Genomic DNA, 23331 nt, shown 5'->3' with positions numbered 1-23331 from the left:
CATGCCCCTCCCCCCGCTCGTCGAACCGGCCCAGGAGCTCACCCCCGAGCAGGAGGCCCGCTACGCCCGCACAGCGCAGCTTCCGGGATTCGGGACGGTCGCCCAGAGACGCCTGCGGGCCGCGCGCGTGCTCGTGATCGGCGCGGGCGGGCTCGGCTCCGCAGTGCTGCCGCTGCTCGCCTCCACCGGGTTCGGGACCATCGGCATCGTCGACGACGACCGGGTCGAGCCGAGCAACCTGCCGCGGCAGAACATCCACACGCCCGCCGACCTCGGCCGGCCCAAGGTGGAGTCGGCAGCCGACACGCTGCGGGCGCTCGACCCGACGATCGAGGTCCGCCTGTTCGCCGAGCGGCTGACCGCTGCGAACGCCTCCCGCATCCTCTCCGGCTTCGACCTCGTGCTCGACGGCAGCGACAACTTCCCCACCCGGTACCTGGTGAACGACGCGGCCCTGCTCGCCGGGCTGCCGGTCGTGTGGGGCGCCGTGCACCAGACCGGCGGTCAGGCCGGGCTCAGCTGGGCCGCGCACGGGCCGCACTACCGCGACCTCTTCCCGCAGCCTCCCGAGCCCGGATCGGTGCCGAGCTGCGCCGAGGCGGGCGCGCTGCCGTCGGAGTGCGCGACCATCGGCAGCCTCATGGTCAGCGAGGCGATCAAGCTCGTCACCGGCACCGGCGAGCCGCTGCTCGGCCGCGTGGTCGTGCACGACGCGCTGCGCGGGGCCTTCCGCGAGCTGGCGTACGAGCGCGACCCGGTCGCCGCGCCGGTGACCGCGCTGATCGACTACGACCTCTTCTGCGGCGTCACCGCCACGGTCTCCCCGGCGGAGCTGCACGCGCGGCTGGTGGCGGGCGAGCCGCACACGCTGCTCGACGTGCGGGAGCCGTGGGAGGCCGACGTCGCCTCCATCCCCGGCTCCCTGCTCGTGCCGCTCGGCGTTGTGCAGCGCGACGCGGACGGTGTCGCGGCCCGCCTCGGCGACGACCCCCTCGTGATCGTGTGCCACCACGGCGTCCGCGCCGAGACCGCGCGCGAGCTGCTCGCCGCCGCCGGCGCCTCCGGCGTCGTGCTCGCGGGCGGCATCGACGCCTGGTCGCGCGACGTGGACCCGGCGCTGCCGCGCTACTGACGCTGCCACGCCCTCCCCTCGTGCCGGCCCCTCCAGCCGCCCCCTCCCGCCCCTCCATCTCCTCCATCCATTTGGCGCAACACGCCGTCTGGTCGGGTGCGGAGGCGGCATGTCGCGCCAACTCGTTCGCCGCTGCGCGAGCCGCGCGGGATACTGGGGCCATGACCAGGCCGCGCAGCGTCGAGGAGCACGCCGAGACCATCGAGCGGCTGCTCGACCCGCTCTGCACCGAGCCCGCCACCGCCACCGTCCCGCTCGCCGAGGCGGCCGGGCGTGTGACCGCGGAGGACGTCCGGTCGGAGGTCGACCTCCCGCTGTTCCGCAACTCCCAGATGGACGGCTACGCGGTGCGCGCTGCCGACGTCGCCGCCGCGCCGCTGGCGCTCGAAGTGGCGGGCGACATCCCGGCCGGGCACACGGTGCCCGTGGTCCTGCACGCCGGGACCGCGATCCGCATCATGACGGGCGCTCCCGTCCCGGACGGAGCCGACGCGGTCGTTCCCGTCGAGGACACCGAGCTGGTCCTGGGCCGCGACGACGACCTCCACGGAGCCGTCGTGGAGGTGCGGCGGCCGCGCAGCGTCGGCGAGTTCGTGCGCGAGCGCGGGAGCGATCTCCGCCGCGGCGACCTCCTCGTCCCCGCCGGCACCCGGCTGGCCGCCCGCCACCTGGCCGCGCTCGCATCGGCCGGCGTGGAGGCGGTCGGCGTGCGGGAGCCGCTGCGCGTGGCCGTGCTCTCCACCGGATCGGAGCTGGTCGCCTCCGGCGAGCGCGCCGGCTTCGGGCAGGTGTTCGACGCGAACGGCGTCGCGCTCGCCGCGCTCGTGCAGGAGGCGGGCGCCGTCGTCTCGCTGCGCGAGGCCTGCGCCGACGACCCCGAGGCGTTCGGCCGGCTGCTCGACCGGGCGATCGCGGTCAGCGACCTGGTGCTCACCTCCGGCGGCATCTCGCAGGGCGCGTACGAGGTGGTGCGGGAGGTCGTGGTCCCCCGCGGCGGTGAGGTCACGACCGTCGCGATGCAGCCGGGCGGCCCGCAGGCGACCGCGCTCGTCGACGGCGTCCCTGTCGTCTGCTTCCCTGGCAACCCGGTCAGCACGCAGGTGTCGTTCACCGTCTTCGTGCGGGACCTCCTGCGGACGGCCGCCGGCCTTCCGCCCGCACCGCGCCGCCGCGCGACGCTCGCCGAGGGGCTGCGGTCGGTGCCCGGTCGCCGCCAGTTCCTCCGCGGCCGCACCGACGGCGACGCGGTCGTCGCGGTCTCCGGCCCCGGCTCGCACCTGGTCGCGGCGATGGCCCGCGCCGACGTGCTGATCGACGTGCCGGCGGAGGTGGAGGCGCTGGCGGCCGGGCAGGAGGTGACGGTGTGGGCGCTGTGACCGCCCACGCCCACCGCGACGTGACAGGCTGGACCCTATGACCGAGCTCAGCCACCTGGACGCCGACGGCCGCGCCCGCATGGTCGACGTCGGCGCGAAAGCCGAGACCGAGCGCGAAGCCGTCGCCCGCGGGCGCCTGGTGACGACCGCAGAGGTCGTCCGCCTGGTCGCCGCCGACGGCCTCCCGAAGGCCGACGTGCTGCCCACCGCGCGCATCGCGGGCATCGCCGGCGCCAAGCGCACCAGCGACCTCATCCCGCTCTGCCACCCGCTGCCGCTGACCTCGGTCCGCATCGACTTCGCCCTCGACCCGGCGGCCGGCACGATCGCCATCGAGGCCGTGGCCAAGACGCGCGGACGCACCGGCGTCGAGATGGAGGCGCTCACCGCCGTCGCCGTCGCCGGGCTGACCCTCCACGACATGGTGAAGGCCGTCGACCCCGCCGCCACGCTGACCGACGTGCAACTGGTGGAGAAGCGCGGCGGCAAGCGCGGTCACTGGACGCGGGAGGGCGGTACAGAGGCGGCGGGCGCTCCGCGACCGGATGCCCTCGGACCGGATGCCCCGGCCCGGCCCGCCGCCGCTGAGCAGCGCGCGATCGTGCTCGTCGCCTCCACCCGCGCCGCCGCCGGCACCCGTGACGACACCACCGGCCCGGTCATCGCCGAATGGCTCGACCGCCTCGGTCTCCCCGCCGTCGTGCGTGTGGTCGCCGACGCCGACATCGCCGACGCCCTGCGCACCGCCCTGAGCGAGCGCCCGGCCGTCGTGCTCACCACCGGCGGTACCGGCATCTCCCCCACCGACCGCACCCCCGAGGCGACGGCGGCCGTGCTCGACCGCGAGCTCCCCGGCGTGGCGGAAGCGCTGCGGGCCAGGGGCGTCGCCTCCACACCGCTCGCCGCCGTCAGCCGCGGTCTCGCCGGCGTCGCCGGACCGACGCTCGTCGTCAACCTCCCCGGCTCCCGCGGCGGCGTCGCCGACGGCCTCGCCGTGCTCGACGACCTGCTCCCCCACCTGCTCGACCAGCTCCGCGGAGGCGACCACCGATGACAGCCGACACCCCGGCCGCCGGGTCAGGCGCCGCCGCCGACCGCGGCCCCCAGCCCACCGCGGGCCCCGGCTCCGACGTCCTCGCCGAGATCACCGACCTCCCGCTCGACCCCTCCACCCTCGACGAGTTCGTGTGGCGCGAGGAGGCGGGGGCCGTCGTGTCGTTCCAGGGCATCGTTCGCGACCACGACGGCGGGCGGGGCGTCGTGTCGCTCGACTACCGCGCGCATCCCGACGCCGAGTCGTTCCTGCGCGCGTGCTGCGAGGACGTTGCTCGCGGCACGGGCCTCCGGGTCGCCGCTCAGCATCGGGTGGGCTCCCTGACCGTCGGCGACCTCGCCCTCGTGGCCGCCGTCGCCGCGCCGCATCGGGCGGAGGCCTTCGCCGCCTGTGCCGAGCTGGTGGAGATCATCAAGGCGCGCGTCCCGATCTGGAAGCGCCAGCATTTCACCGACGGCGCCTCGGAGTGGGTCGGCCTGTAACCTACGCCTTCCGCAGATGCGGGTCTAGCATGGGCTTCATGCCGCAGATTCGGATCAAAGAGGCGTCGCTCTACCTCGGCGTGAGCGACGACACCGTCCGTCGCTGGATCGACGGCGGGCTGATTCCCAGCGCGAAGGACGCCGCCGGCCGCACGGTCGTCGACGGCCTCGACCTCGCCCGCCTCGCCAAGCAGAACGCCGTGCTGCCCGCCGACCCGTCCGAGATCGGCCGCTCGGCGCGCAACCGTTTCGTCGGCATCGTCACCGAGGTCGTGCAGGACCGCGTGATGGCGCAGGTGGAGCTGCAGTGCGGCCCCCACCGCGTCGTCTCGCTGATGAGCAGCGAAGCCGTCCGCGAGCTCGGCCTCGAGCCCGGCTCGGTCGCCGTCGCGGTCGTCAAGGCGACCAACGTCATCGTCGAGACCCCCGCGGGGAGGAGCTGACCATGCGGACCCGACGAACCCTCACCGCACTGCTCGCCGCCGGAGCCGCTGCCGCCGCCCTCGTGCTCGCCGGCTGCGCGTCCGCCGCGGACGCACCGGCGGCGAGCCCGACCGGCGGCACCGGCAGCTCGTCGTCGGAGGTCGGCGGCACGATCACCGTCTTCGCCGCCGCCTCCCTCACCTCCACCTTCACCGAGTTGGGCAAGCGGTTCGAGCAGGCGCACCCCGGCTCCACGGTCACCTTCAGCTTCGCCGGGTCGTCGGACCTCGTCACCCAGCTCTCCGAGGGCGCGCCCGCCGACGTGTTCGCGTCGGCCGACGAGACGAACATGCAGAAGGCGCAGAAGGCCGGCGTCATCGACGGCGACCCTGTCGACTTCGCCACCAACGTGCTGGCGATCGCGGTGCCGCCCGGCAACCCGGCCCGCATCGGATCGTTCGCCGACCTCGCGAAGCCGGGCGTGAAGACGGTCGTCTGCGCACCGCAGGTGCCGTGCGGGTCTGCGACCGCGAAGGTGGAGTCGTCGAGCGGCGTGACGCTGTCGCCGGTGAGCCAGGAGTCGTCGGTCACCGACGTGCTCGGCAAGGTGGAGTCCGGCGAGGCCGACGCCGGCGTGGTCTACGCCACGGACGTGACGGGCGCGGGCGACAAGGTGGAGTCGGTGCCGTTCCCGGAGGCCGAGGGCGCGGTCAACACCTACCCGATCGCGCCGATCGTGGACGGCCCCAACGCGAAGGGCGCCCGAGCATTCATCGACTACGTCACCGGGGCCGACGGCCGCGCGGTGCTGAAGGCCGCCGGCTTCGGGGCGCCGTGACCGGCGGCGTGGGCGAGAGTCCGGAGGCCGTGGTCGCCGACGCGTGGCGCCACGACGACCCGGCCTGGCGTGTCCTGGCGTCGTCCATCGCAGCCTCCGGCTGGGAGGCGCCGTGACCGGCCGGCTGGGCGTGCCCCGGTGGATCGTGGCGGTCGCCGCGGTCGGCGCGCTGTTCGTCCTCCTGCCGCTCGCGGCGATGGTCGGCCGGGTGGAGTGGTCGCAGTTCGTGCCGCTGGTGACCTCCCCCTCGTCGGTGGACGCCCTGCTGCTGAGCCTGCGGACCTCGCTGCTCGCAACCGCCGCCTGCCTGGTGCTCGGGGTGCCGATGGCGATCGTGCTGGCGCGCCTGCCGTTCGCCGGACGCCGCCTGCTGCGGGCGCTCGTCCTGCTCCCCCTCGTGCTGCCTCCCGTCGTCGGGGGCCTCGCGCTGCTGTCCCTGTACGGTCGGCGCGGCGCGCTCGGCGGCGTGCTGGGCATCGCGTTCTCGACTCCGGCGGTCGTGGTGGCGCAGACGTTCGTCGCGCTGCCCTTCCTGGTGCTGAGTCTGGAGGGTGCGCTGCGGTCCGCGGGCGACCGTTACGAGGCCGTCGCCGCGACTCTCGGTGCCCGCCCCTCGACCGTGCTGTTCCGGGTGACCCTTCCGCTCGTGGTCCCGGCGATCGTGTCGGGGGCGATCCTCTCCTTCGCGCGCGCCCTCGGCGAGTTCGGCGCCACGCTGACCTTCGCCGGGAGCCTGCAGGGCGTCACGCGCACCCTGCCGCTGGAGATCTACCTCCAACGCGAGACGGACCCGGACGCCGCCGTCGCGCTCTCGCTGGTCCTGATCGTGGTGGCCGTGCTGGTCGTCGCGGTCGCGCACAGCGCGGGTGAGCCGCTGCGGCGGCGCAGAAGCGGAGGCGGTGGAGGCGGTGGCCGGGCTATGCGCGACGCCCGCGGTGCGCTCACCCCGGAGGCGACTCCATGAGTCTCGCCCTCACCGCGACGAGCGTGGAGCGCGACGTCAGCATCGAGCTGTCCGTCCACGCCGGGGAGACGCTGGCGCTGCTGGGTCCGAACGGCGCCGGCAAGTCGACCGTGCTCGGCATGCTCGCCGGCCTCGTGCGGCCGGACACCGGCCGCGCCGCGCTCGACGGGGACGTGCTGTTCGACCTCCCCCGCACCTGGACGCCCCCGCACCGCCGCGGTGTCGCACTGCTCGCGCAGGACGCCCTGCTCTTCCCCCACCTCACCGTCCGACACAACGTCGAGTTCGGCCCGCGCTCGTCCGGCGCCGGCCGGGCCGAGGCCCGCGACCGCGCCGACGCCTGGCTGCGCCGCACCGGGACGGCCCCTTTCGCCGACCGGCACCCCGACTCGCTGTCGGGAGGTCAGGCCCAGCGTGTCGCGATCGCCCGCGCCCTCGCCGCCGAGCCCCGGCTGCTCCTGCTCGACGAGCCGCTCGCCGCGCTGGACGTCGCCGTGGCCGCCGAGCTCCGGGGCATGCTCGCCGACGTCCTCCGCGACCGGACCACGGTGCTGGTCACCCACGATGTGCTGGACGCCTACCTCCTCGCCGATCGCGTGGCCGTGCTCCACGAGGGCCGCGTCGTCGAGCACGGAGAGACGCGCCGCGTGCTCGAACGGCCCCACCACCCCTTCACCGCCGACCTCTCCGGCCTGACACTGCTCACCGGAGGCCGCACCCCCACCGGCCTGCTCACCACCGACGGCCTCCGCCTGCACGGCACCGCGACCGAGCACATCCCCGTCGGCGCCCCCGTCTCGGCCGTCATCCGCCCCTCCGCCGTCGCTGTCACCGCCCCCACTGCGGCGAGTACCAACACCGCGCCGAGCCCGGCCGCCACCGCGCCGAGCCCCGGCGCCACCACGCCGAACCCGGCCGCCACCGCCTCGCCCAACCGCATCCCGTCACGCGTCACCGGCCTCGAGCCCCACGCCGATCTGGTCCGCGTCCGGACCACGACCCTCACCGCACTCGTCCCACCGGCCACCGTCGCCGACGCAGCGCTCGTCATCGGCAGCTCGGTCGACCTCCTGGTCGCCCCGGAGGATGTGACGATCCACCCACGCTGACCAACCGACGCCGGCGCCGGCGCCACCACCGTCCGCTACATCGACCCCAGCTTCGCGCCGCTCCAGACCACACCCGGCTCGGGATCGGGCGACGGGTCCACCCGATCGAAACGTTCGTTCGGCTTGCCCGGCGAACTCGTCACCGGCACGCGCACTCGCGCAGCAGCCACGCCCGCGGCCACCACACCGGCCAGCAGCGCGGCGCCCAGCATGGCGAGCCCCCAGCCGCCGACCGCTCCGACGTCACCGGCGACCAGCACGATCCCGTACGGCAGCGTCAACCACACGCCGACGCCCGCCGCGAACGCTGCGATCAGCAGCATCCAGAATCGCGCGGCCCGACGCCGCCCCTTCTCGTATTCCCCCATCAGTGCGGACATCCCGTACCCCCTTTCCGGAACACTATGCGAGGGCGGCCGGACACGACAGAGCACGAACGCACGGTTCCCGCGCGCGTCGCGCCGCCCACGAGGCGCCGACGACGCTCACCCCCCGGCGAACGGCGGCAGCACGTCCACGACCCCGTCGACCTCCCGCGACGGATCCCGCGACACCACACCGCCCACCAGGAACGACCCCGATCGCAGCACCTTCTCCATCGGCTCCCCGTGCCGCGCCACGAGCTCGGCGCGCAACGATCCCACCGTGGCGTCGGCGAGCGCGAGCCGCTCCTCCGAGCGCCCCGCCGCCTCCTCGGCCGCCGCGAAGTACCGCACCAGGATGTCAGCCACCGATCGCTCCCATGCTCCTGACCGGCGGCGCGAATCCGGCCGCGTCGATGCCGTGCCCGGCCTGCTTGTTCCACATCGCGCCGCGCCACCAGCGCGCGATCTCCGTATCGTCCGCGCCGCCACGCAGCAGCCCGCGCAGGTCGGTCTCGTCGTCGCCGAACAGGCACGAGCGCACGGTGCCCTCGGCCGTGACCCGGGTGCGGTCGCACGCGGCGCAGAAGGACCTGGTGACGGAGGCGATGATGCCGACCGTCGCGGGGCCGCCGTCCACGAGCCACTCCTCAGCGGGAGCGGACGGGTCGTCGCGTCCGGCCTCCGTGAGCACGAAGCGTGTGCCGAGCACCTCCAGCAGCTCCGCCGCCGAGACCATGTTGTCGCGGATCCACGAGCGGTCGGCGTCGAGCGGCATCTGCTCGATGAAGCGCAGCCGGCAGTCGTGCTCGAGGGCCCAGGCGAGGAGGTCGGGAGCATCCGCGAGCGTCTGCCGCATCATCACGGCGTTGAGCTTGAGCGGGCTGAGCCCGGCGTCGTGGGCGGCCTGGATGCCCGCCAGCACGGCCGGCAGCCGGTCGCGGCGGGTCAGCTCGGCGAAGTGCGCACGGTCGACGGTGTCGAGCGACACGTTCACGCGGGTCAGCCCGGCCGCCACGAGGGCGGGGAGGCGGTGGTCCAGCCCGATGCCGTTGGTCGTGATCGACAGGTCGACGCCGGGCGCCGCCGCCGCCGACAGCCCGATGATCTCGGCGAGGTCGGCGCGCATGAGCGGCTCGCCTCCGGTGAACCGCACCTCCCTGACCCCCAGGTCGCGCGCGGCGATCCCGACCAGCCGGGCGATCTCGGGGGCTGTGAGGAGGTCGTCCCTGGGTATCGCCGGGAGCCCCTCCGCCGGCATGCAGTAGGTGCAGCGCAGCGAGCACTTCTCGGTCACCGACACCCGCAGGTCGCGCGCGACGCGCCCGAACCGGTCGAGGAGCCCAGGATGCTCCGGCCGCCCGGCCATGCTCGGCGCGACGCCCGAAGCGCCACCAGCGCCCCCAGCGGCAGTGCCAGCAGCATCCGCGATCGCACTGCGCGGCATCCCGAGATTGACGGCGGCCATGCCTTCACCATAGACCGCGCAGCCGCCACCCCATTAGGCTCGCCCCATGGGCATCATCTCCTCCGGCTTCCTCGGTCGTCGCCGGACCGACGACCCCCGCCTGCCACCGGGTCAGTATCTGACCGAGGGCTTCCCGGTGCTGAGCGCCGGCCCCACCCCGCGCATCTCCAAAGACGAGTGGGCGTTCACCATCACCAACGAGAAGGGTGAGAAGCGCAGCTGGAGCTGGGACGAATTCATGGCTCTGCCGCAGGACGACGTCTCCACCGACATCCACTGCGTCACCAGCTGGTCGAAGCTCGGCACCTCGTGGCGGGGCGTCTCGCTCGACACGCTGTTCGCCGAGGTCGACACGTCGTACGAGTACACGATGGCGCACAGCTACGGCGGCTACACGACGAACGTCCCGCTCGCCGATCTGCTCGACGGCAAGGCCTGGATCGCGCACACCTTCGACGGTGAGGACCTCGCCCCCGAGCACGGCGGCCCCGCGCGCCTCCTGGTGCCGCACCTCTACTTCTGGAAGAGCGCCAAGTGGGTCAACGGCCTGCAGATGCTCCCGCAGGACCAGCCCGGCTTCTGGGAGCAGAACGGCTACAACATGTACGGCGACCCCTGGAAGGAGCAGCGCTACTGGTGAGCACCGTCTGGCGCGTGGCCGACGTGGTGGACGCGCGGCTCGAGACACCGACCGCCCGCACCATCCGCCTCCGCATCCCCGGCCTGCACGGCCACCTCGCCGGCCAGCACGTGGATGTCCGCCTCACCGCCCCCGACGGCTATCAGGCCGTGCGCTCCTACTCGATCGCCTCGGCCTCCGGCGCGGGGCTGCCCGAGGACGAGCTGGAGCTGACCGTGGAGGAGCTGGCCGACGGGGAGGTCTCGCCCTACCTCGTCCGCGGCCTCCAGGTCGGGGAGCAGCTCGAGGTGCGCGGCCCGGTCGGCGGCTGGTTCGTCTGGCGCACCGGTGACGAGGGCCCCGTGCAGCTCATCGCCGGCGGTTCGGGCGTCGTCCCGCTCATGTCGATGGCGCGTGCGCACCACGCGGCCGCCAGCGCGGCCCCCTTCCGGCTGCTCTACTCGTTGCGCACGCCCGCCGCGGGCTACTACCGCGAGGAGCTGTCGGCGCTCGCGGCCGACCCCGGCGCCCCGCTGCGCGTCGACTACACGTACACCAGGGAGGCGCCGGCCGGCTGGCCCACCGCCCCCGCGCGGCTCACCGCCGCGACCCTGGCCGACCTCGTGCTGCCCGCGCAGGTCGCGCCCACCTTCTACCTGTGCGGCTCCACCCCGTTCGTCGAGGCGGTGTCCGGCTGGCTGATCGACGCCGGCCACGACCCTGCGCGCGTCCGCACCGAGCGCTACGGCGGCATCGGAGGTGCCGGATGACCGATCAGCCCACCGATCAGCCCATGGACTTCCTCGACGGCAACGCCGCCGCGGGGATGCTCTCGGAGGTGTTCGCGGTCGACGTCACGTCGGCGCGCGGACGCTGCGCGCACTGCGGCGACGTCAGCGTCGTCGCCCGCGCCCGGCTCTACCCGGACGACCACGGCCTCGTCCTGCGGTGCAACGTCTGCGGCGAGGTGATCGCCCGGGCGACCGACCGCGACGGGAGGCTGTGCCTCGACCTCCGGGGTCTGGCCTGGCTCGAGCTCGACACCACGTAGAATTCCACGGTGCTTCCCGATACCACGGCGATCCCGGACTCTCCGGCGCCGGCAGACTCCACCGCGCCCTCCGCCGCCTCCGAACCCGGCATCCACCCCGACGACCTGGCGACGACCCTGCGCGTGCTCGCGAGCCTCCACGACCTCGACCAGGAGCACCCGGACTTCATCGCCGTGCGCCGCGCGACCGGCCACATGTTCAAGGCCGTCAAGCAGGCCAGGCGGCGGCAGCTCCGCGAGGAGGAGCTGGCCCACGACCGCGCCGTGATCGCGGCGACCGCGACCGGCGCCGCCGACCGCATCGACGACGAGACCCGCGGACGCGAGCTCACCTCCAGCTCCACCGGGTCCGCGACGGCGGGGACGCTGCGCCAGTCGCAGGCCTGCTACATCTGCAAGCAGCACTACACCGAGGTGGACTGGTTCTACCACCAGCTCTGCCCGTCGTGCGCGGCGCTCAGCCACGCCAAGCGCAACGCGCGCACCGACCTCACCGGCCGCCGCGCCCTGCTCACCGGCGGCCGCGCCAAGATCGGCATGCACATCGCCCTGCGGCTGCTGCGTGACGGCGCGCACCTCACCATCACGACCCGCTTCCCGCGCGACGCCGTGCGGAGGTTCTCGCAGCTCCCCGACGCGGGCCAGTGGCTGCACCGCCTCCGGGTCGTCGGCATCGACCTGCGCGACCCGTCGCAGGTGATCGCCCTCGCCGACTCGGTCGCCTCGCGCGGCCCGCTCGACATCCTCATCAACAACGCGGCGCAGACCGTCCGCCGCTCCCCCGGCGCCTACTCGCTGCTGGCGGAGGCCGAGACGCAGCCCCTCCCCGACGGCCCGCTGCCCGAGCTGGAGACGTTCGGCCACACCGCCGACCCGCACCCGCAGGCGCTGCAGGCGTCGGTCGCCGCCCACCCGCTGCTCTCCGCCGCCGACGTGCGCGGCACCATCGCCGAGCTCGCCGGACCCGCCGCCCTCACCGCCGACGATCTGGCCGCGCAGGCCATGGCCGCGGGCTCCGCCTCCCTCGCCCGCCACGCGGACGGCACGGCGATCGACGCCGGCGGCCTCGTGCCGGACAAGCTGCACGTGAACAGCTGGACGCAGGCGCTCGGCGCCGTGGACCCGCTGGAACTGTTGGAGGTGCAGCTCTGCAACACTACGGCGCCCTTCATCCTGATCGACCGCCTCCGCCCCTCCCTCGCCGCCGGAGCCGCCGCGGCCGGCCGCGCCTACGTGGTCAACGTCTCGGCGATGGAGGGCGTGTTCGGCCGCCGCTACAAGGGCGCCGGCCACCCGCACACCAACATGGCGAAGGCGGCGCTCAACATGCTCACGCGCACGAGCGCCGGCGAGCTGTTCGAAACCGACCACGTGCTCATGACGAGCGTCGACACCGGCTGGATCACCGACGAGCGCCCCCACCACACCAAGGTCCGCCTCGCCGAGGAGGGCTTCCACGCCCCGCTCGACCTGGTCGACGGCGCCGCCCGCGTCTACGACCCGATCGTCCGCGGCGAGGCCGGCGACGACGTCCACGGGGTGTTCCTGAAGGACTACCGGGCGTCGGCCTGGTGAGCTCGCACTCGTCGGGCTGCGCTACGCAAAGCTGACGGCTGACACCACTGCATCGCGCCCGTTCGGGTCCACGCGGATCGGCTGCCCGGCAGATTGGGGGTCATGAGACCCTCCATTCGCATCTCGGCTGCGGCAGGCGTAACTGCGCTTCTCCCCCTCTGCGGCCTGGCGCCCTGTGTGACCGCGGATGCCCTGCCTGCGAACATCGAGGCCGGCGGCGGGGTCTACGACGGGAGTCTCGAGCCGGTTGCCGCGATGGACGACTACGTTGATCAGTTCGCGGAGGCGGGAGTGGACATTCCCGCTGCGCAAGCCGAGGCGACCAATACCACCGATGGGCTGGCTCCCACGCACGTGACACGATCGAGCTGATGAACCAGAATCTCGACGCTCTGTTCGACCACCTCACGGCTTGGGAACCGTCGGTGGAGTCCATCGACCGCGCGAACGGAACCGTGTTCCTCCGCGCGCGGAACGGTCGAAAGGTAACCCTGGCCGTGACGGCGGCAGACGCCGACAGGCTGTCCACTCGCGACGGCTTCGAGTGGATGGGCGGCGCCACACGCGCCGAACGGAGCTTCGGACTCTTCCTCATCCACCTCGACGAGGGCATCAACGCCTTCGGCCGGCAGCCTTTCACGCGTCTCGTGCTCGACGAGGATGGCTTGATCGTCCCGGTCGACTGACGGCCCGGCTCTCCTGGTAGCGTTTCTCTCCGGCCCCGCCTCCGTCGCAGCTCCTGTGACCCCGCGATCCTCGTGGCAGGTGCGCGCCCGCGGCAAGGTACAGTGACCGCGACGGACGGATCGAGAGAGAGCCGATGACCGACAAGACGCAGGGCGACGCCCAGCTCGGCGCGCGCGACGGAGACGACGGCGACCGCGGTGTCGCCGCCCCCACCGCCTCCGCCCCTCCGCGCGTCACGCCCCGCGAGACGGTCCCCGTCCCCGGTCAGGCCCGGCCGCTCCGGGCGCAGCAGCGGCAGACCGGCCGGCTCAAGCACTGGCTCCTCTCGGGGCTGATCGACGAGCGCGGCACGCAGCAGGGGCCGCACGGCCGCAACCCCGAGCGCACGCACAGCTGGTGGCAGGTCATGTGCCTCACCGGTGTCGACTACTTCTCGACCCTGGGCTACCAGCCCGCCATCGCGGCCCTCGCCGCCGGGCTGATCTCGCCGTTCGCCACGCTCGTGCTCGTCGCGCTGACGCTGCTCGGCGCGCTGCCGGTGTACCGCCGGGTGGCGCGTGAGAGCTTCCGCGGCTCCGGGTCGATCGCGATGCTGGAGCGCCTGCTCCCCTGGTGGGCGGGCAAGCTGTTCGTGCTCGTGCTGCTCGGCTTCGCGGCGACCGACTTCATGATCACGATCACGCTGTCGGCCGCCGACGCCTCCGCGCACGCGATCGAGAACCCGTACGCGCCCGAGTGGTTCCACGGCAACAACGTCGCCATAACGCTCGTGCTGCTCGCCCTGCTCGGCGCGGTGTTCCTCAAGGGGTTCAAGGAGGCCATCGGCATCGCGGTCGTGCTGGTCGCGGTGTACCTGAGCCTCAACGTGGTCGTGGTGAGCACCTCCATCGTCGAGGTGTTCCAGCACCCCAGCGCGATCGACGACTGGTGGCAGGCGCTGTTCCGCAACAACGGCAACCCGCTGCTGATCGTCGGCGTCGCCCTCCTCGTCTTCCCGAAGCTCGCGCTCGGCCTCTCCGGCTTCGAGACCGGCGTCGCCGTCATGCCGCAGATCAAGGGCCGGCCGGACGACGACCCCGCGTATCCGAAGGGCCGCATCCGCGGCGCCGGCCGCCTGCTGACGACAGCGGCGATCATCATGAGCTGCTTCCTGATCACGTCGAGCTTCACGACGACGCTGCTGATCCCGCAGAAAGAGTTCCAGCCCGGAGGCTCCGCCAACGGCCGCGCGCTCGCCTACCTCGCCCACGAGTACCTCGGCAACGGGTTCGGCACCGTGTACGACCTCAGCACCATCCTGATCCTCTGGTTCGCCGGGGCATCGGCGATGGCCGGCCTGCTCAACCTCGTGCCGCGCTACCTCCCCCGCTACGGGATGGCGCCGCAGTGGGCGCGCGCGGTGCGTCCGCTGGTGCTCGTCTTCACCGCGATCGCGTTCGTCATCACCCTGGTGTTCGAGGCGTCTGTGGACGCGCAGGGCGGCGCGTACGCGACCGGCGTGCTCGTGCTGATCACCTCGGCGTCGCTCGCGGTGGCGCTCTCGGCCCGGCGCAAGAAGCAGCCGCGGCGCACGGTGCTGTTCGGCGTGATCACGGCGATCTTCGTCTACACGACGATCGTCAACGTGATCGAACGGCCCGACGGCATCCGCATCGCGCTGCTGTTCATCCTCGGCATCCTCGTCGTGTCGATCGTGTCGCGCGTGGGCCGGTCGTTCCAGCTCCGGGCCACCTCCGTCACCCTCGACGTGAGCGCGCTCGACTTCGTGCTGGAGGATGCCGAGGAGGGCGAGATCCGCATCATCTCGCACGAGCCCGACGTCGACACGACCCGCGAGTACACGCAGAAGAACAAGGACGAGCGCAAGTTCAGCCACATCCCGCAGCGGGCGCGGACGATCTTCCTGGAGGTGCTGCCCTCCGACTCGTCCGACTTCGAGGAGGACCTCGTGGTGCACGGCGTCGTCAAGCACGGCTTCCGGGTGCTGCAGGTGAAGAGCGGCAACGTCCCGAACACGATCGCGGCCGTGCTGCTCGAGATCCGCGACGTGACCGGCATCGTGCCGGCGATCTACTTCCAGTGGACAGAGGGCAACCCGGTCTCGAACATGTGGCGCTACCTGATCACCGGCGTCGGCGAGGTCGCCCCGGTGACCAGGGAGGTGCTGCGCGAGGCCGAGAAGGACGTGAAGCGGCGGCCGGCGGTGCACGTCTCCTGATCTTCACCTGGCGCACACCCTGAGCGTCGCCTCCGCGCCGGCCGGACGGTGTGGCAGCATGACGTCATGGAGTCGAAGGCGTTCTTCGAAGTGGTCGGCGTCACGTTCGAGTTCGTCGGCGTCGCGTCGATGGCCATCGGCTTCGTCGTGGCGCTGGTTCTCGCACTGGTGGCCTGGCGGCGGGATGGCGGGCGCGCGGGCTTCCGGACCCTGCGGGAGACCTTCGGCGGCGTGATCCTGCTCGGCCTCGAGATCCTGGTCGCCGCCGACCTCGTGAAGACGGTCACCTCGAACCCGACGCTCACCGACGCGTTCGTGCTGGGGATCATCGTGCTGATCCGGACCATCCTGAGCTTCTCGCTCCAGGTGGAGATCGACGGCGTCGCACCCTGGCGGCGTGCCCTCGTCACCGGCCCGGAGGTGCTGGCGCACGCGGTGCGGCGCTCCGGCGACGGCACGGTCGGAGACGCGGGTCGCGTCGCGCCGTCCGGAGAGCGGTCGTAGCGCGGCTCAGCGCGAAGCGCGGGCCTGCGGCGCGTCCGCTCCACCTGGCGTCGTCGCCAGCACGCGCGGCTTCCGCAGCGTCCGCGGGATACCGAGCAGCGGGTACGCGAGCGGGGTGCTGCGCAGCAGCAGCGCGACGCCCCACGGCACGACCAGCGCGACGAGGAGGATCACCGCGTGCGCGACGTGCCACCCGTTCAGCAGCCAGATCGGGTAGGGGTGGAACAGCACGACCGCGATAGCGACGGAGGCGAGGGCGGTGATCGGGCCGGCCGCGCGCTCGGGTATGGGCAGCCGCGAGCCGACGAGGATCATCCCTCCGCTGATCAGCACGGCGAGCAGCGGCCCCAGCAGCGGGAGCCCCCAGCCGCCGGACTTGAGGTCGATCGGCGTCATCGGCACCACGGCGATCAGGAGCGCGGCCATCGCGATCGCGGCCCCTCCGATCACCACGGGACGCCTCAGCCGCGGCTCCACGTGCCGCAGCAGGCGCCCGGCCATGACGAAGGCGACGCACGGCAGCGCCTGGCCGATGCCGAGCGGCGTTGCGCCGAGCCACTGGCCGGCGAAGATCCCGGCCGCGAGGCCGACAAGGGCGATCGCGGCCTGCCAGGCCCACGGGAGGCGGTCGATCAGCCGGTAGAGCAGGCAGGTGAAGAAGAGGGCGGAGACGAACCAGAACGTCCCGAACAGCCCGGTGGCGTTGCTGCCGCCGCGGGCCAGCACGATGAGCAGCGAGCCGTCGATGTTGCCCGACGGGTTCGGGATGACTCTGCCGAGCACCGCGATGACGAGGAACCAGCTGACGTACGGGAGGGCGAGCGTGCGCGCGCGGATGCGGAACTCGTCGGCGAACGTCCGGCGCTGCGGCGTCCTGCGCGCGCCGCTCGCGCGCCAGAAGTAGCCGCTGAGCACGAAGAACAGCGGGACGTGCCAGGCGTAGACCCACTGGTGCACGGCCGGGATCGCGCCGTACACATGCCCGAAGACGACGGCGGCGACGCCGATGACGCGCACGAGGTCGACGCCCGCGTTGCGCACCCGCGCGTGGCCGGTCATCGCACCTCCCGCCGGGTCGGCTCAGTCGTCGTCGGAGGCGCGTGCGGCGCGCTCGGCGTCGCGCGCCTTGACGCGGGCGTTCTCGGCGCGGACGGCGGCCTGGGTGGCGCGCTCGCTGACGAGCCACGCGGGCGGGTCGGCGAGCAGCTCCTTGATCTGCGCGGTCGTCAGGGCGTCGGTGACGCCGCCGCGTGCGAGTCCGGAGTTGGAGACGCCGAGCTTGCGCGCGACAACGTCGCGCGGGTGCGGACCGTCGGCGCGGAGGGTCTGCAGCCACTCCGGCGGGTTGGCGGTGAGCTCGTCGAGCTCGGTGCGGCTGATCTCGCGCCCCTGGAAGTCGTCGGGCGTCGCCGGGAGGTAGACCCCCAGCTTCTTGGCCGCCGTCGCCGCCTTCATCGTCTGGGATCGCTTCTCACCGCTCATGCTCTCCAGGGTACCGGCCGGTACGCTCGGAGGATGCCCAGCCGCTTCGCGCTCGTCTTCCCGCTCGGCGTCACCGTCGGCAAATGGACGCGCGAGTTCGAGCACCGCCACCCCGACACAGAGCTGGTCGTCCGCCCGAGCGCCGACCCGCTGGCCGCCCTGGGGTCGCGTGAGGCCGACATGGCCTTCGTGCGCGATGCCGACGCCGACGACACCCGCCACCTCATCCCGCTCTACGCGGAGGATGTGGTGGTCGTCATGCACCACGAGCACCTGCTGACGCTGGAGGAGCGCCTCACCCTCGCCGACCTGGCCGACGAGCCCCAGCTGACGGCCGAACCGTCCGAGACGCTGATGCGCAGCGTCGCGGCGGGCGACGGCATCGCCCTCCTCCCCGCCTCGGTGGCCAAGGCCCTCCGCCGCAAGGACGTCACCGCGATGCGCCTCGACGACGCCCCGCAGAGCCGGATCGGTCTCACTTGGCCGCGCGACGGCCAGCACGAGCTCGTGGACGAGTTCATCGGCATCGTCCGCGGCCGCACGGCCCACAGCTCCCGCAACCCCGGGGTCGCCGAGCAGGAGGTCCGGGCGGCGGACGGGAAGGCGGGGGCCGGGAAGTCGGCGGCAGGGAAGGCGGGGTCTGGCAAGGCCGGATCCGGCAAGGCAGGGGCCGGGAAAGCTGCGTCCGGCAAGACCGGCTCCGGCAAGACCGGCCGCTCCGCTTCCGGCAACACAGCAGGGTCCCGGAAGTCCCGCGGCCGCCGACGCTGATCACTCGTCCTCCGCATACGGTTTGCCGGGATACGGCGGCGAGTCGGCCATGAAGTACGCGACGCCCTCACCGACGCTGAATTCCGCCGAGAATCCGGTTTCATCCGTCCCCGTCAGGTAGGCCGGATAGGCGACGATCTTCTGCGGCGGCCGGATGGTGTCATCGGTTTCCACCTTCACGGGGTAGCCGAGATCATGCCAGACCGCGGCCACCGCTTCGGCGATGTCCTGCGGGCTCCGCCCGAGGTCGCCACGACGGGAGGCGGAGGCCGAGAAGTAGTCCGACGGCGTTCCGTCATCGAAGTCGCCCCCGGGGAGCCAGGCCAGCACGTCCTCCTTCCATCCGTTCCCCACTGCTTCGACCGTCTTGGCGTAGAGGGTGCGTATGCGTTTCTCCATGGCGGGTCTGGACATGATGTCGCTCCTCTTCTGCGGGACCGGGACGAATCGGGCCTTCTGCGCACATCCCGACGCCGTTGCGGCTAGGAGGCAGATGGCGACAGTGGCGAGGACGCGGCGGAGACGAGCGCGGCCCGCTGTCATCGTGGGAGCTGTCATCGCGAGAGTTCCTCGAGCAGGTGCGCCCGGATGCGATCGTCCGCGTCTCCGGACTCCGGAAGTCCTGCGCCGAATCCCATCGTCGCCTTCGCGGTCGCGTACTGCGCCGAGGTGCGCGGATCGAGGTAGCTGAACCGATCCGGGCGCGAGTCGCTGTTCACGAGCGGGCCATGCTCGGTGATCCCGTGGAGGTGCTCACCGTCGATCGTCGCGTCCTCGGACGTGAAGACGTGAGCGCCGAAGGCGTCGCCCGTGGGGTCGGCACGACCCGAGAGCAACCGGCCCCAACCCGCCCACTCGTCGTTCACTCCTTCCGACGCGAACACCTGACCCGGCGGCACATGGAGAGCGGTTGCAGAGCGGACGCCGGACGGGATCCCGGCGGACCCCAAGAGCACGACGTTGTCGGCGGCGACTGCGCCCTGGGCGAGAGCCAACGTCGCCACGGCCGTCCCGTACGAGTGAGCCACGACCGAAACGGCGGGAGCCCCTCGGCCTCCACCAGAGATCTGGTCGATGCCCTGCACCGTGTGCCCCAAGCGGAGAGCGCCTGCGCGGGCCAGCTCATCGTGAGAGACGCCCCAGACATCCGTCGGCCCAGGCGGGTCGTAGTCCAGCCATGCGACGACCGCTAAGCGGGAAGGGTCCGCGTCCGCCACGCGCGCCTGCCGTTTGAGCAGCTGCCACGATGCTTCCCCGTACCGCCCCACATCATCCGCCGTCGTCCCCATCCCCGGCACGAGCAGCGTCACGTGCTCCGCCGTCTCGATCAGTCCGGTGCTGAGCGCCACCTTCACCTTCCCCTCCGTCGAGTAGGCGTACAGCTCGTGCGCCGGCGCGCCCGCCGGCCCGGCGCCGTACGCCCGGCGGATACGACGCAGCGTCTCCAGGTGAGCGGCCAGCTGCTGCGCCCGCACCTGCAGTGCGGGATCGGCCGGATGCGCGGACAGCGCGAGCCGCGCGTCCGAGAGCGACGCCAGCGTGCGAGAGAGGTCGGTCTCCAGCTGCCGGGCGTTGACCGTCGACCGCACGCCGGGCGGCACGCCGTCGAGGTTCCCCACCACGCGGGGCAACCCGGCGGACAGCCGCGCGACCGCCTCCGCACTCAGCCGCCGCCACCACCGCGCGATGGTCGCGGGGCCGAGCGCGAGCAGCGACGGGAGCAGGTCCGGATGCGTGCGCACGTACCGCTCCAACTCCCCCGCACTCAGTCCCTCCAGCGTCGTCAGCAGCGGAGGGACCGGCGCATCCGGCAGGATGGCCGCGAACGCCGCCGTATGCACCGGGTCGGCGGCGAACACCGAGTCGGCCGGCACCCGGCCGAGCAGGGCTTCGAGCCGCCGGACGGCGACCTCTTCGGCGGCGTTCACCTCCTCCTGCGCCCGGTCGAGCAGGCGCAGCGCGGAACGGCGCAGCTCGTCGGCCGGGTCCCAGAAGCCCGCGTCCATGAATCCGCGGCGAAGGCCGGCGACCGCCACGACCGGACCCGCCCCCTCCCAGAAGGCCATCGCGCGGCGAGCGAGACGGTGGCCCTCGTCGAGTTCGTGCGCGAACCGTGTGAGCGCCTCCGCCGCCGCGCCGGAGGTCTCCGCCGCGTAGCGCAATCGCTCGCAGTGAGCGGCGAGAGCGGCGTGGAACGCGTCTGCGGCGGCGCCGGCCCATTCGCCGCGCAGGTCGACGGCGCCATGCCGGGCCGCGGCCTCTGCAAGGCTCTCACCCTGCGCCCGCCAGGTGGCCGCCACCGCTCGCACTTCATCCGGATCGCCGCGGATCAGCTCGCGCGGGTGCGATGCTCGGTCGAGCGCGACGGCCCCCTCCGCCGCGCTCACCCCGCCACCGCCGCAGCCAGCCCCGCGTCGACCCCCGCGAACCCGTCGACCGCCAGCAGCAGCCCGCGGCTCAGCCGATCGGCGTCACGCGCCAGCGCGTCTCCCGCGCGCGACAGCTCGCCCGCGACCCGTTCACTCGCCACCCCGAGCCGATGCGGTTCGCCGAATGCCGGCAACCTGGACGAGCGCGAAGCAGAAGGCAGGGAGAACCGCCCCGCCTCATTGATCAGCGCGGAGGTGGACAGCCGGAGTGAACTCATACATCTTGAGTATCACATCCACGACGCTATGAAAATGTTTGTATTTCAGGGGTCGAACGCTCTACGACACCGCCGCCCCGATGAGCGAGAGCAGCGCATGCGCGTACGCCGTAGCGGCGTCCTCGTGCTCGTATATCCGCTCCTCCCCGCCGAGGAGGATGGTCACGCGATACCCGTCGGGCGTCCGTGCGAGGTGCCGGAACGACCCGCCGAGCAGCTCGCGCAGCTGGTCCTCCCGCGGGATCCACAGCGCGTCCTCCACGGCCAGCGAGTCGAGCGCCCACTCGGTCGTGCCGTTGAAGCCCAGGATCGTCCCCGTGTCGAAGTGGTGCGGCTCGATCGTCATGTCGCTCACGGTGAACCGCTCGCCGCCCATGTCAGGGCGGTCGATGGCGAAGGTGTCGCCCGAGGCCGGCTGCCAGCGCAGCCCCGCCTCCCGCAGCTGTCGCGCCAGGTCGTCGTCGATCACAAGCGTTCTCCTCTCAGTCCGCGTCGCCCGGTCAGTAGGTGACGACGACGATCTTGCCGCGGACGTGGCCCGCCTCGAGGCGCCCGTACGCCTCCACCGTCCGCTCGATGGGGAAGATGGAGTCGATCGGCAGCACCAGCTCGTTCTCCGCGAGCAGGCCGGCCAGCTCGGCGAGCTCGTCGTTGCCGGCCGCCGCGCCGCCGACCGTGTTCGCGCCGCGCGCCTCCGGCCCGAACGCCGCGATGGTGTTGATGCGCTCGGGAGGCACGCCCAGCTCCAGCGCGACGTCGATGGTGTCGGGGCCGTGGTTGTCGAGCACCGCCGTGATCGGGTTGCCGTCGTCGAGCAGCTCGCGCAGCCGGTCGGCCAGCCCGTCGCCGTACGCGATCGGGGTGATGCCGAGCGTCTCGAGGAACTCGTGGTTCTCCTCCCCCGCCGTCCCCACGACGCTGGCGCCGGCCCGCACGGCGAGCTGCGCCGCGAGCACGCCGACACCGCCGGCCGCGGCGCTCACCAGCACGCAGTCGTGCTCGCTCAGCCCGAGGGAGGCGACGGTCGCCATCGCGGTCCTGCCGACCACCCCGAGCGACCCGGCGGCCTCGAAGGTGAGCGCCTCCGGCTTGACGATGATCTGGCCGTCCTCCGGCACGACGACGAAGTCGGCGAGGGAGGCGAAGGGGGCCGTGCCCATCACGGCGTCGCCGACGGCGAACCGGGTGACGCCGTCGCCGATCTCCTCCACGAAGCCGGCGAAGTCCTGTCCCATCCCGCTCGGGAGGGTCACGCCCATGCGTGCCGCGGCCTTCTCGTCCCGGTACGCCTTGCAGTCCATCGGGTTGAGCCCCGCGGCCATGACGCGCACGAGCACCTGACCGGGGCCCGGCCAGGGCCGTTCGCGGTCGACCACGTGCAGGAAGTCGCGGGAGCCGAACTCCTCGAGCTGGACGAATCTGGGCACACGTGCTCCTTCCACTCCGGTAGGAGGGAGCCTAGCCCCGGCGCCGCGCGAACTGCAGGGGCGAGCAGGGACCTCCCAGCCGCGCCCGCCCGACGTACCGCTCAGCCGAAGAGCAGCGCAGCCTCCTCATACCGGGCCGCGGGCACCGTCTTGAGCCCGCCGGTCGCGTCGGCGATCGACACGTTGACCACGTCCGTGCCGCGCAGCGACACCATCGAGCCCCAGCGCCCCTCGTACACGGCGTCGACCGCGGCCATGCCGAGACGCGTGGCGAGCACGCGGTCGTAGGCGCTGGGCACGCCGCCGCGCTGCATGTGGCCGAGCACGGTCGCACGCGACTCGATGCCGGTGCGCTCCTCGATCATGGGCGCGAGCATCTCGCCGATGCCGCCGAGGCGGGGGCGGTTGAAGGCATCCAGGCCCTTGTGCGAGTGGGCCTCCTCCATGGTGTCGAGGTGGAAGCCCTCGGAGACGACGATGACCGGCGCCCGGCCGCGGTCGCGGACCGACTCGACCCACTCGCAGATCTGGTCGATGGACTGGGGCTGCTCGGGGATCAGGATGGCGTGAGCGCCGCCCGCCATGCCCGAGTGCAGGGCGATCCAGCCCACGTGCCGGCCCATGACCTCCACCACCATGCAGCGCTGGTGCGACTCGGCGGTGGTGCGGAGGCGGTCGATCGCCTCGGTGGCGATCTCGACCGCGGTGTCGAAGCCGAACGAGTAGTCGGTGGCCGCGAGGTCGTTGTCGATGGTCTTCGGGACGCCGACGATGCGCAGGCCGGCGTCGGTGAGGCGGCGGGCCGCGGTGAGCGTGCCCTCGCCGCCGATGGCGATGATGGCGTCGATGCCGTTCTCGTCCATCATGCGCTGGATGTTCTCGGGGCCGCCCTGGTCGCCCTCGAACGGGTTGGTGCGGCTGGAGCCGAGGATGGTGCCGCCCTGCCGGGAGAGGCCGCGGACGCTGTGCCGGTCGAGCGGGATGATGTCGCCCTCGACGACGCCGCGCCAGCCGTAGCGGAAGCCGGCGAACTCGGAGCCGAACACGCGGTCGCCCTTCAGGACCGCGCCGCGGATGACCGCGTTCAGGCCCGGGCAGTCGCCGCCGCTGGTGAGGATGCCGATCTTCATGCTGTGTGCCGC

28 protein-coding genes are annotated in these 23331 nt (G+C 72.9%); 17 read left to right on the top strand and 11 right to left on the bottom strand.

Annotation, left to right across the window (positions count from 1 at the left end):
* Window position 1 precedes the first annotated feature (1 nt).
* The 8 genes from P5G50_RS09970 to P5G50_RS09935 all read left to right on the top strand — a co-directional run bounded on the left by P5G50_RS09970 (window position 2) and on the right by P5G50_RS09935 (window position 7378).
* Window positions 2-1132, top strand: coding sequence for a ThiF family adenylyltransferase (locus tag P5G50_RS09970; protein WP_301212554.1), 1131 nt, complete (start codon window positions 2-4; stop codon window positions 1130-1132).
* A gap of 161 nt (window positions 1133-1293) precedes the next feature.
* Entirely contained in the window at window positions 1294-2508 is a 1215-nt protein-coding gene (locus P5G50_RS09965) for a molybdopterin molybdotransferase MoeA (RefSeq protein WP_301212555.1), read from the top strand.
* Window positions 2509-2545: 37 nt separating this feature from the next.
* Window positions 2546-3562 carry a bifunctional molybdenum cofactor biosynthesis protein MoaC/MoaB gene (gene moaCB, locus P5G50_RS09960; protein WP_301212556.1) on the top strand — a complete coding sequence of 339 codons (1017 nt, stop codon included), beginning with the start codon at window positions 2546-2548 and terminating at the stop codon, window positions 3560-3562.
* Window positions 3559-4044: a molybdenum cofactor biosynthesis protein MoaE gene (locus P5G50_RS09955; protein ID WP_301212557.1), complete on the top strand. Its 486-nt coding sequence runs from the start codon at window positions 3559-3561 to the stop codon at window positions 4042-4044. Before moaCB ends, P5G50_RS09955 begins: the two co-directional genes overlap by 4 nt.
* 38 nt (window positions 4045-4082) lie before the next feature.
* Entirely contained in the window at window positions 4083-4487 is a 405-nt protein-coding gene (locus P5G50_RS09950; RefSeq protein WP_301212558.1) for a TOBE domain-containing protein, read from the top strand.
* A 2-nt stretch (window positions 4488-4489) separates the two neighbouring features.
* Window positions 4490-5305, top strand: coding sequence for a molybdate ABC transporter substrate-binding protein (modA, locus tag P5G50_RS09945; RefSeq protein ID WP_301212559.1), 816 nt, complete (start codon window positions 4490-4492; stop codon window positions 5303-5305).
* A 112-nt stretch (window positions 5306-5417) separates the two neighbouring features.
* A complete protein-coding gene (locus P5G50_RS09940) occupies window positions 5418-6269 on the top strand; it encodes an ABC transporter permease (RefSeq protein WP_301212560.1) in 852 nt (283 codons plus the stop codon).
* The gene (locus P5G50_RS09935) at window positions 6266-7378 is read left to right on the top strand and encodes a sulfate/molybdate ABC transporter ATP-binding protein (protein ID WP_301212561.1); all 1113 of its coding nucleotides are present in this window, start codon (window positions 6266-6268) and stop codon (window positions 7376-7378) included. The genes P5G50_RS09940 and P5G50_RS09935 overlap by 4 nt, the downstream gene beginning before the upstream one ends.
* 35 nt (window positions 7379-7413) lie before the next feature.
* Here P5G50_RS09935 and P5G50_RS09930 read toward each other — a convergent pair whose 3' ends face one another.
* From P5G50_RS09930 to moaA, 3 genes are all read right to left on the bottom strand, one after another.
* Window positions 7414-7758, bottom strand: coding sequence for a hypothetical protein (locus P5G50_RS09930; RefSeq protein WP_301212562.1), 345 nt, complete (start codon window positions 7756-7758; stop codon window positions 7414-7416).
* Between the two features lie 105 nt (window positions 7759-7863).
* Window positions 7864-8109, bottom strand: a complete 246-nt coding sequence (locus P5G50_RS09925) for a MoaD/ThiS family protein (protein ID WP_301212563.1) — start codon at window positions 8107-8109, stop codon at window positions 7864-7866.
* Entirely contained in the window at window positions 8102-9208 is a 1107-nt protein-coding gene (gene moaA, locus P5G50_RS09920; RefSeq protein WP_301212564.1) for a GTP 3',8-cyclase MoaA, read from the bottom strand. The genes P5G50_RS09925 and moaA overlap by 8 nt, the downstream gene beginning before the upstream one ends.
* A 46-nt stretch (window positions 9209-9254) precedes the next feature.
* Between moaA and P5G50_RS09915 the strand changes: the two genes are divergently transcribed.
* The 8 genes from P5G50_RS09915 to P5G50_RS09880 all read left to right on the top strand — a co-directional run bounded on the left by P5G50_RS09915 (window position 9255) and on the right by P5G50_RS09880 (window position 15862).
* A complete protein-coding gene (locus tag P5G50_RS09915) occupies window positions 9255-9848 on the top strand; it encodes a sulfite oxidase-like oxidoreductase (RefSeq protein WP_301212565.1) in 594 nt (197 codons plus the stop codon).
* Window positions 9845-10597, top strand: a complete 753-nt coding sequence (locus P5G50_RS09910; protein WP_301212566.1) for a ferredoxin reductase — start codon at window positions 9845-9847, stop codon at window positions 10595-10597. The genes P5G50_RS09915 and P5G50_RS09910 overlap by 4 nt, the downstream gene beginning before the upstream one ends.
* Window positions 10594-10878 carry a DUF6510 family protein gene (locus P5G50_RS09905; protein ID WP_301212567.1) on the top strand — a complete coding sequence of 95 codons (285 nt, stop codon included), beginning with the start codon at window positions 10594-10596 and terminating at the stop codon, window positions 10876-10878. Before P5G50_RS09910 ends, P5G50_RS09905 begins: the two co-directional genes overlap by 4 nt.
* A gap of 30 nt (window positions 10879-10908) precedes the next feature.
* Window positions 10909-12453, top strand: a complete 1545-nt coding sequence (locus P5G50_RS09900) for an SDR family NAD(P)-dependent oxidoreductase (RefSeq protein ID WP_301212615.1) — start codon at window positions 10909-10911, stop codon at window positions 12451-12453.
* Between the two features lie 177 nt (window positions 12454-12630).
* The gene (locus P5G50_RS09895; protein ID WP_301212568.1) at window positions 12631-12825 is read left to right on the top strand and encodes a hypothetical protein; all 195 of its coding nucleotides are present in this window, start codon (window positions 12631-12633) and stop codon (window positions 12823-12825) included.
* On the top strand, window positions 12825-13139 hold the full coding sequence (locus P5G50_RS09890) for a hypothetical protein (protein WP_301212569.1): 315 nt from the start codon (window positions 12825-12827) through the stop codon (window positions 13137-13139). Before P5G50_RS09895 ends, P5G50_RS09890 begins: the two co-directional genes overlap by 1 nt.
* A gap of 134 nt (window positions 13140-13273) precedes the next feature.
* Window positions 13274-15358, top strand: coding sequence for an APC family permease (locus P5G50_RS09885; RefSeq protein WP_301212570.1), 2085 nt, complete (start codon window positions 13274-13276; stop codon window positions 15356-15358).
* 66 nt (window positions 15359-15424) lie between these two features.
* A complete protein-coding gene (locus P5G50_RS09880; protein WP_301212571.1) occupies window positions 15425-15862 on the top strand; it encodes a DUF1622 domain-containing protein in 438 nt (145 codons plus the stop codon).
* Between the two features lie 6 nt (window positions 15863-15868).
* Here the strand turns inward: P5G50_RS09880 and P5G50_RS09875 are convergent, their stop codons facing one another.
* A complete protein-coding gene (locus tag P5G50_RS09875) occupies window positions 15869-16921 on the bottom strand; it encodes an acyltransferase family protein (RefSeq protein WP_301212572.1) in 1053 nt (350 codons plus the stop codon).
* A 21-nt stretch (window positions 16922-16942) separates the two neighbouring features.
* On the bottom strand, window positions 16943-17344 hold the full coding sequence (locus P5G50_RS09870) for a DUF5997 family protein (protein ID WP_301212573.1): 402 nt from the start codon (window positions 17342-17344) through the stop codon (window positions 16943-16945).
* A 33-nt stretch (window positions 17345-17377) separates the two neighbouring features.
* Here P5G50_RS09870 and P5G50_RS09865 point away from each other — a divergent pair, with 33 nt between their 5' ends.
* On the top strand, window positions 17378-18115 hold the full coding sequence (locus P5G50_RS09865) for a LysR family transcriptional regulator substrate-binding protein (RefSeq protein WP_301212574.1): 738 nt from the start codon (window positions 17378-17380) through the stop codon (window positions 18113-18115).
* On the opposite strand, the gene P5G50_RS09860 is transcribed toward P5G50_RS09865, so the two are convergent.
* The 6 genes from P5G50_RS09860 to P5G50_RS09835 form a co-directional block, all read right to left on the bottom strand.
* The gene (locus P5G50_RS09860; RefSeq protein WP_301212575.1) at window positions 18116-18529 is read right to left on the bottom strand and encodes a hypothetical protein; all 414 of its coding nucleotides are present in this window, start codon (window positions 18527-18529) and stop codon (window positions 18116-18118) included.
* 140 nt (window positions 18530-18669) lie between these two features.
* The gene (locus P5G50_RS09855) at window positions 18670-20502 is read right to left on the bottom strand and encodes an alpha/beta hydrolase (protein ID WP_301212576.1); all 1833 of its coding nucleotides are present in this window, start codon (window positions 20500-20502) and stop codon (window positions 18670-18672) included.
* The gene (locus P5G50_RS09850) at window positions 20499-20645 is read right to left on the bottom strand and encodes a hypothetical protein (protein WP_301212577.1); all 147 of its coding nucleotides are present in this window, start codon (window positions 20643-20645) and stop codon (window positions 20499-20501) included. The genes P5G50_RS09855 and P5G50_RS09850 overlap by 4 nt, the downstream gene beginning before the upstream one ends.
* Window positions 20646-20823: 178 nt before the next feature.
* The gene (locus tag P5G50_RS09845; RefSeq protein WP_301212578.1) at window positions 20824-21231 is read right to left on the bottom strand and encodes a cupin domain-containing protein; all 408 of its coding nucleotides are present in this window, start codon (window positions 21229-21231) and stop codon (window positions 20824-20826) included.
* Window positions 21232-21262: 31 nt separating this feature from the next.
* Window positions 21263-22189 carry an NADP-dependent oxidoreductase gene (locus tag P5G50_RS09840; protein ID WP_301212580.1) on the bottom strand — a complete coding sequence of 309 codons (927 nt, stop codon included), beginning with the start codon at window positions 22187-22189 and terminating at the stop codon, window positions 21263-21265.
* Between the two features lie 101 nt (window positions 22190-22290).
* Entirely contained in the window at window positions 22291-23319 is a 1029-nt protein-coding gene (locus tag P5G50_RS09835) for a 6-phosphofructokinase (RefSeq protein ID WP_301212581.1), read from the bottom strand.
* Between the last annotated feature and the right edge of the window lie 12 nt (window positions 23320-23331).

Origin of the sequence: Leifsonia williamsii (genome assembly GCF_030433685.1) — a bacterium.
Taxonomy (GTDB): Bacteria; Actinomycetota; Actinomycetes; order Actinomycetales; family Microbacteriaceae; genus Leifsonia; species Leifsonia williamsii.
Note: the sequence above shows the minus strand (reverse complement) of the source record. Positions and strands in the feature narration are given on the sequence as shown.

What these genes read in the sequence shown, in the direction of transcription:
- P5G50_RS09970 (WP_301212554.1), top strand. Translation starts at nt 2, where the DNA reads ATGCCCCTCCCCCCGCTCGTCGAACCGGCCCAGGAGCTCACCCCCGAG.
- P5G50_RS09965 (WP_301212555.1), top strand. Translation starts at nt 1,294, where the DNA reads ATGACCAGGCCGCGCAGCGTCGAGGAGCACGCCGAGACCATCGAGCGG.
- moaCB (WP_301212556.1), top strand. Translation starts at nt 2,546, where the DNA reads ATGACCGAGCTCAGCCACCTGGACGCCGACGGCCGCGCCCGCATGGTC.
- P5G50_RS09955 (WP_301212557.1), top strand. Translation starts at nt 3,559, where the DNA reads ATGACAGCCGACACCCCGGCCGCCGGGTCAGGCGCCGCCGCCGACCGC.
- P5G50_RS09950 (WP_301212558.1), top strand. Translation starts at nt 4,083, where the DNA reads ATGCCGCAGATTCGGATCAAAGAGGCGTCGCTCTACCTCGGCGTGAGC.
- modA (WP_301212559.1), top strand. Translation starts at nt 4,490, where the DNA reads ATGCGGACCCGACGAACCCTCACCGCACTGCTCGCCGCCGGAGCCGCT.
- P5G50_RS09935 (WP_301212561.1), top strand. Translation starts at nt 6,266, where the DNA reads ATGAGTCTCGCCCTCACCGCGACGAGCGTGGAGCGCGACGTCAGCATC.
- P5G50_RS09930 (WP_301212562.1), bottom strand. Translation starts at nt 7,758, where the DNA reads ATGTCCGCACTGATGGGGGAATACGAGAAGGGGCGGCGTCGGGCCGCG.
- moaA (WP_301212564.1), bottom strand. Translation starts at nt 9,208, where the DNA reads ATGGCCGCCGTCAATCTCGGGATGCCGCGCAGTGCGATCGCGGATGCT.
- P5G50_RS09915 (WP_301212565.1), top strand. Translation starts at nt 9,255, where the DNA reads ATGGGCATCATCTCCTCCGGCTTCCTCGGTCGTCGCCGGACCGACGAC.
- P5G50_RS09905 (WP_301212567.1), top strand. Translation starts at nt 10,594, where the DNA reads ATGACCGATCAGCCCACCGATCAGCCCATGGACTTCCTCGACGGCAAC.
- P5G50_RS09890 (WP_301212569.1), top strand. Translation starts at nt 12,825, where the DNA reads ATGAACCAGAATCTCGACGCTCTGTTCGACCACCTCACGGCTTGGGAA.
- P5G50_RS09885 (WP_301212570.1), top strand. Translation starts at nt 13,274, where the DNA reads ATGACCGACAAGACGCAGGGCGACGCCCAGCTCGGCGCGCGCGACGGA.
- P5G50_RS09880 (WP_301212571.1), top strand. Translation starts at nt 15,425, where the DNA reads ATGGAGTCGAAGGCGTTCTTCGAAGTGGTCGGCGTCACGTTCGAGTTC.
- P5G50_RS09875 (WP_301212572.1), bottom strand. Translation starts at nt 16,921, where the DNA reads ATGACCGGCCACGCGCGGGTGCGCAACGCGGGCGTCGACCTCGTGCGC.
- P5G50_RS09870 (WP_301212573.1), bottom strand. Translation starts at nt 17,344, where the DNA reads ATGAGCGGTGAGAAGCGATCCCAGACGATGAAGGCGGCGACGGCGGCC.
- P5G50_RS09865 (WP_301212574.1), top strand. Translation starts at nt 17,378, where the DNA reads ATGCCCAGCCGCTTCGCGCTCGTCTTCCCGCTCGGCGTCACCGTCGGC.
- P5G50_RS09860 (WP_301212575.1), bottom strand. Translation starts at nt 18,529, where the DNA reads ATGTCCAGACCCGCCATGGAGAAACGCATACGCACCCTCTACGCCAAG.
- P5G50_RS09835 (WP_301212581.1), bottom strand. Translation starts at nt 23,319, where the DNA reads ATGAAGATCGGCATCCTCACCAGCGGCGGCGACTGCCCGGGCCTGAAC.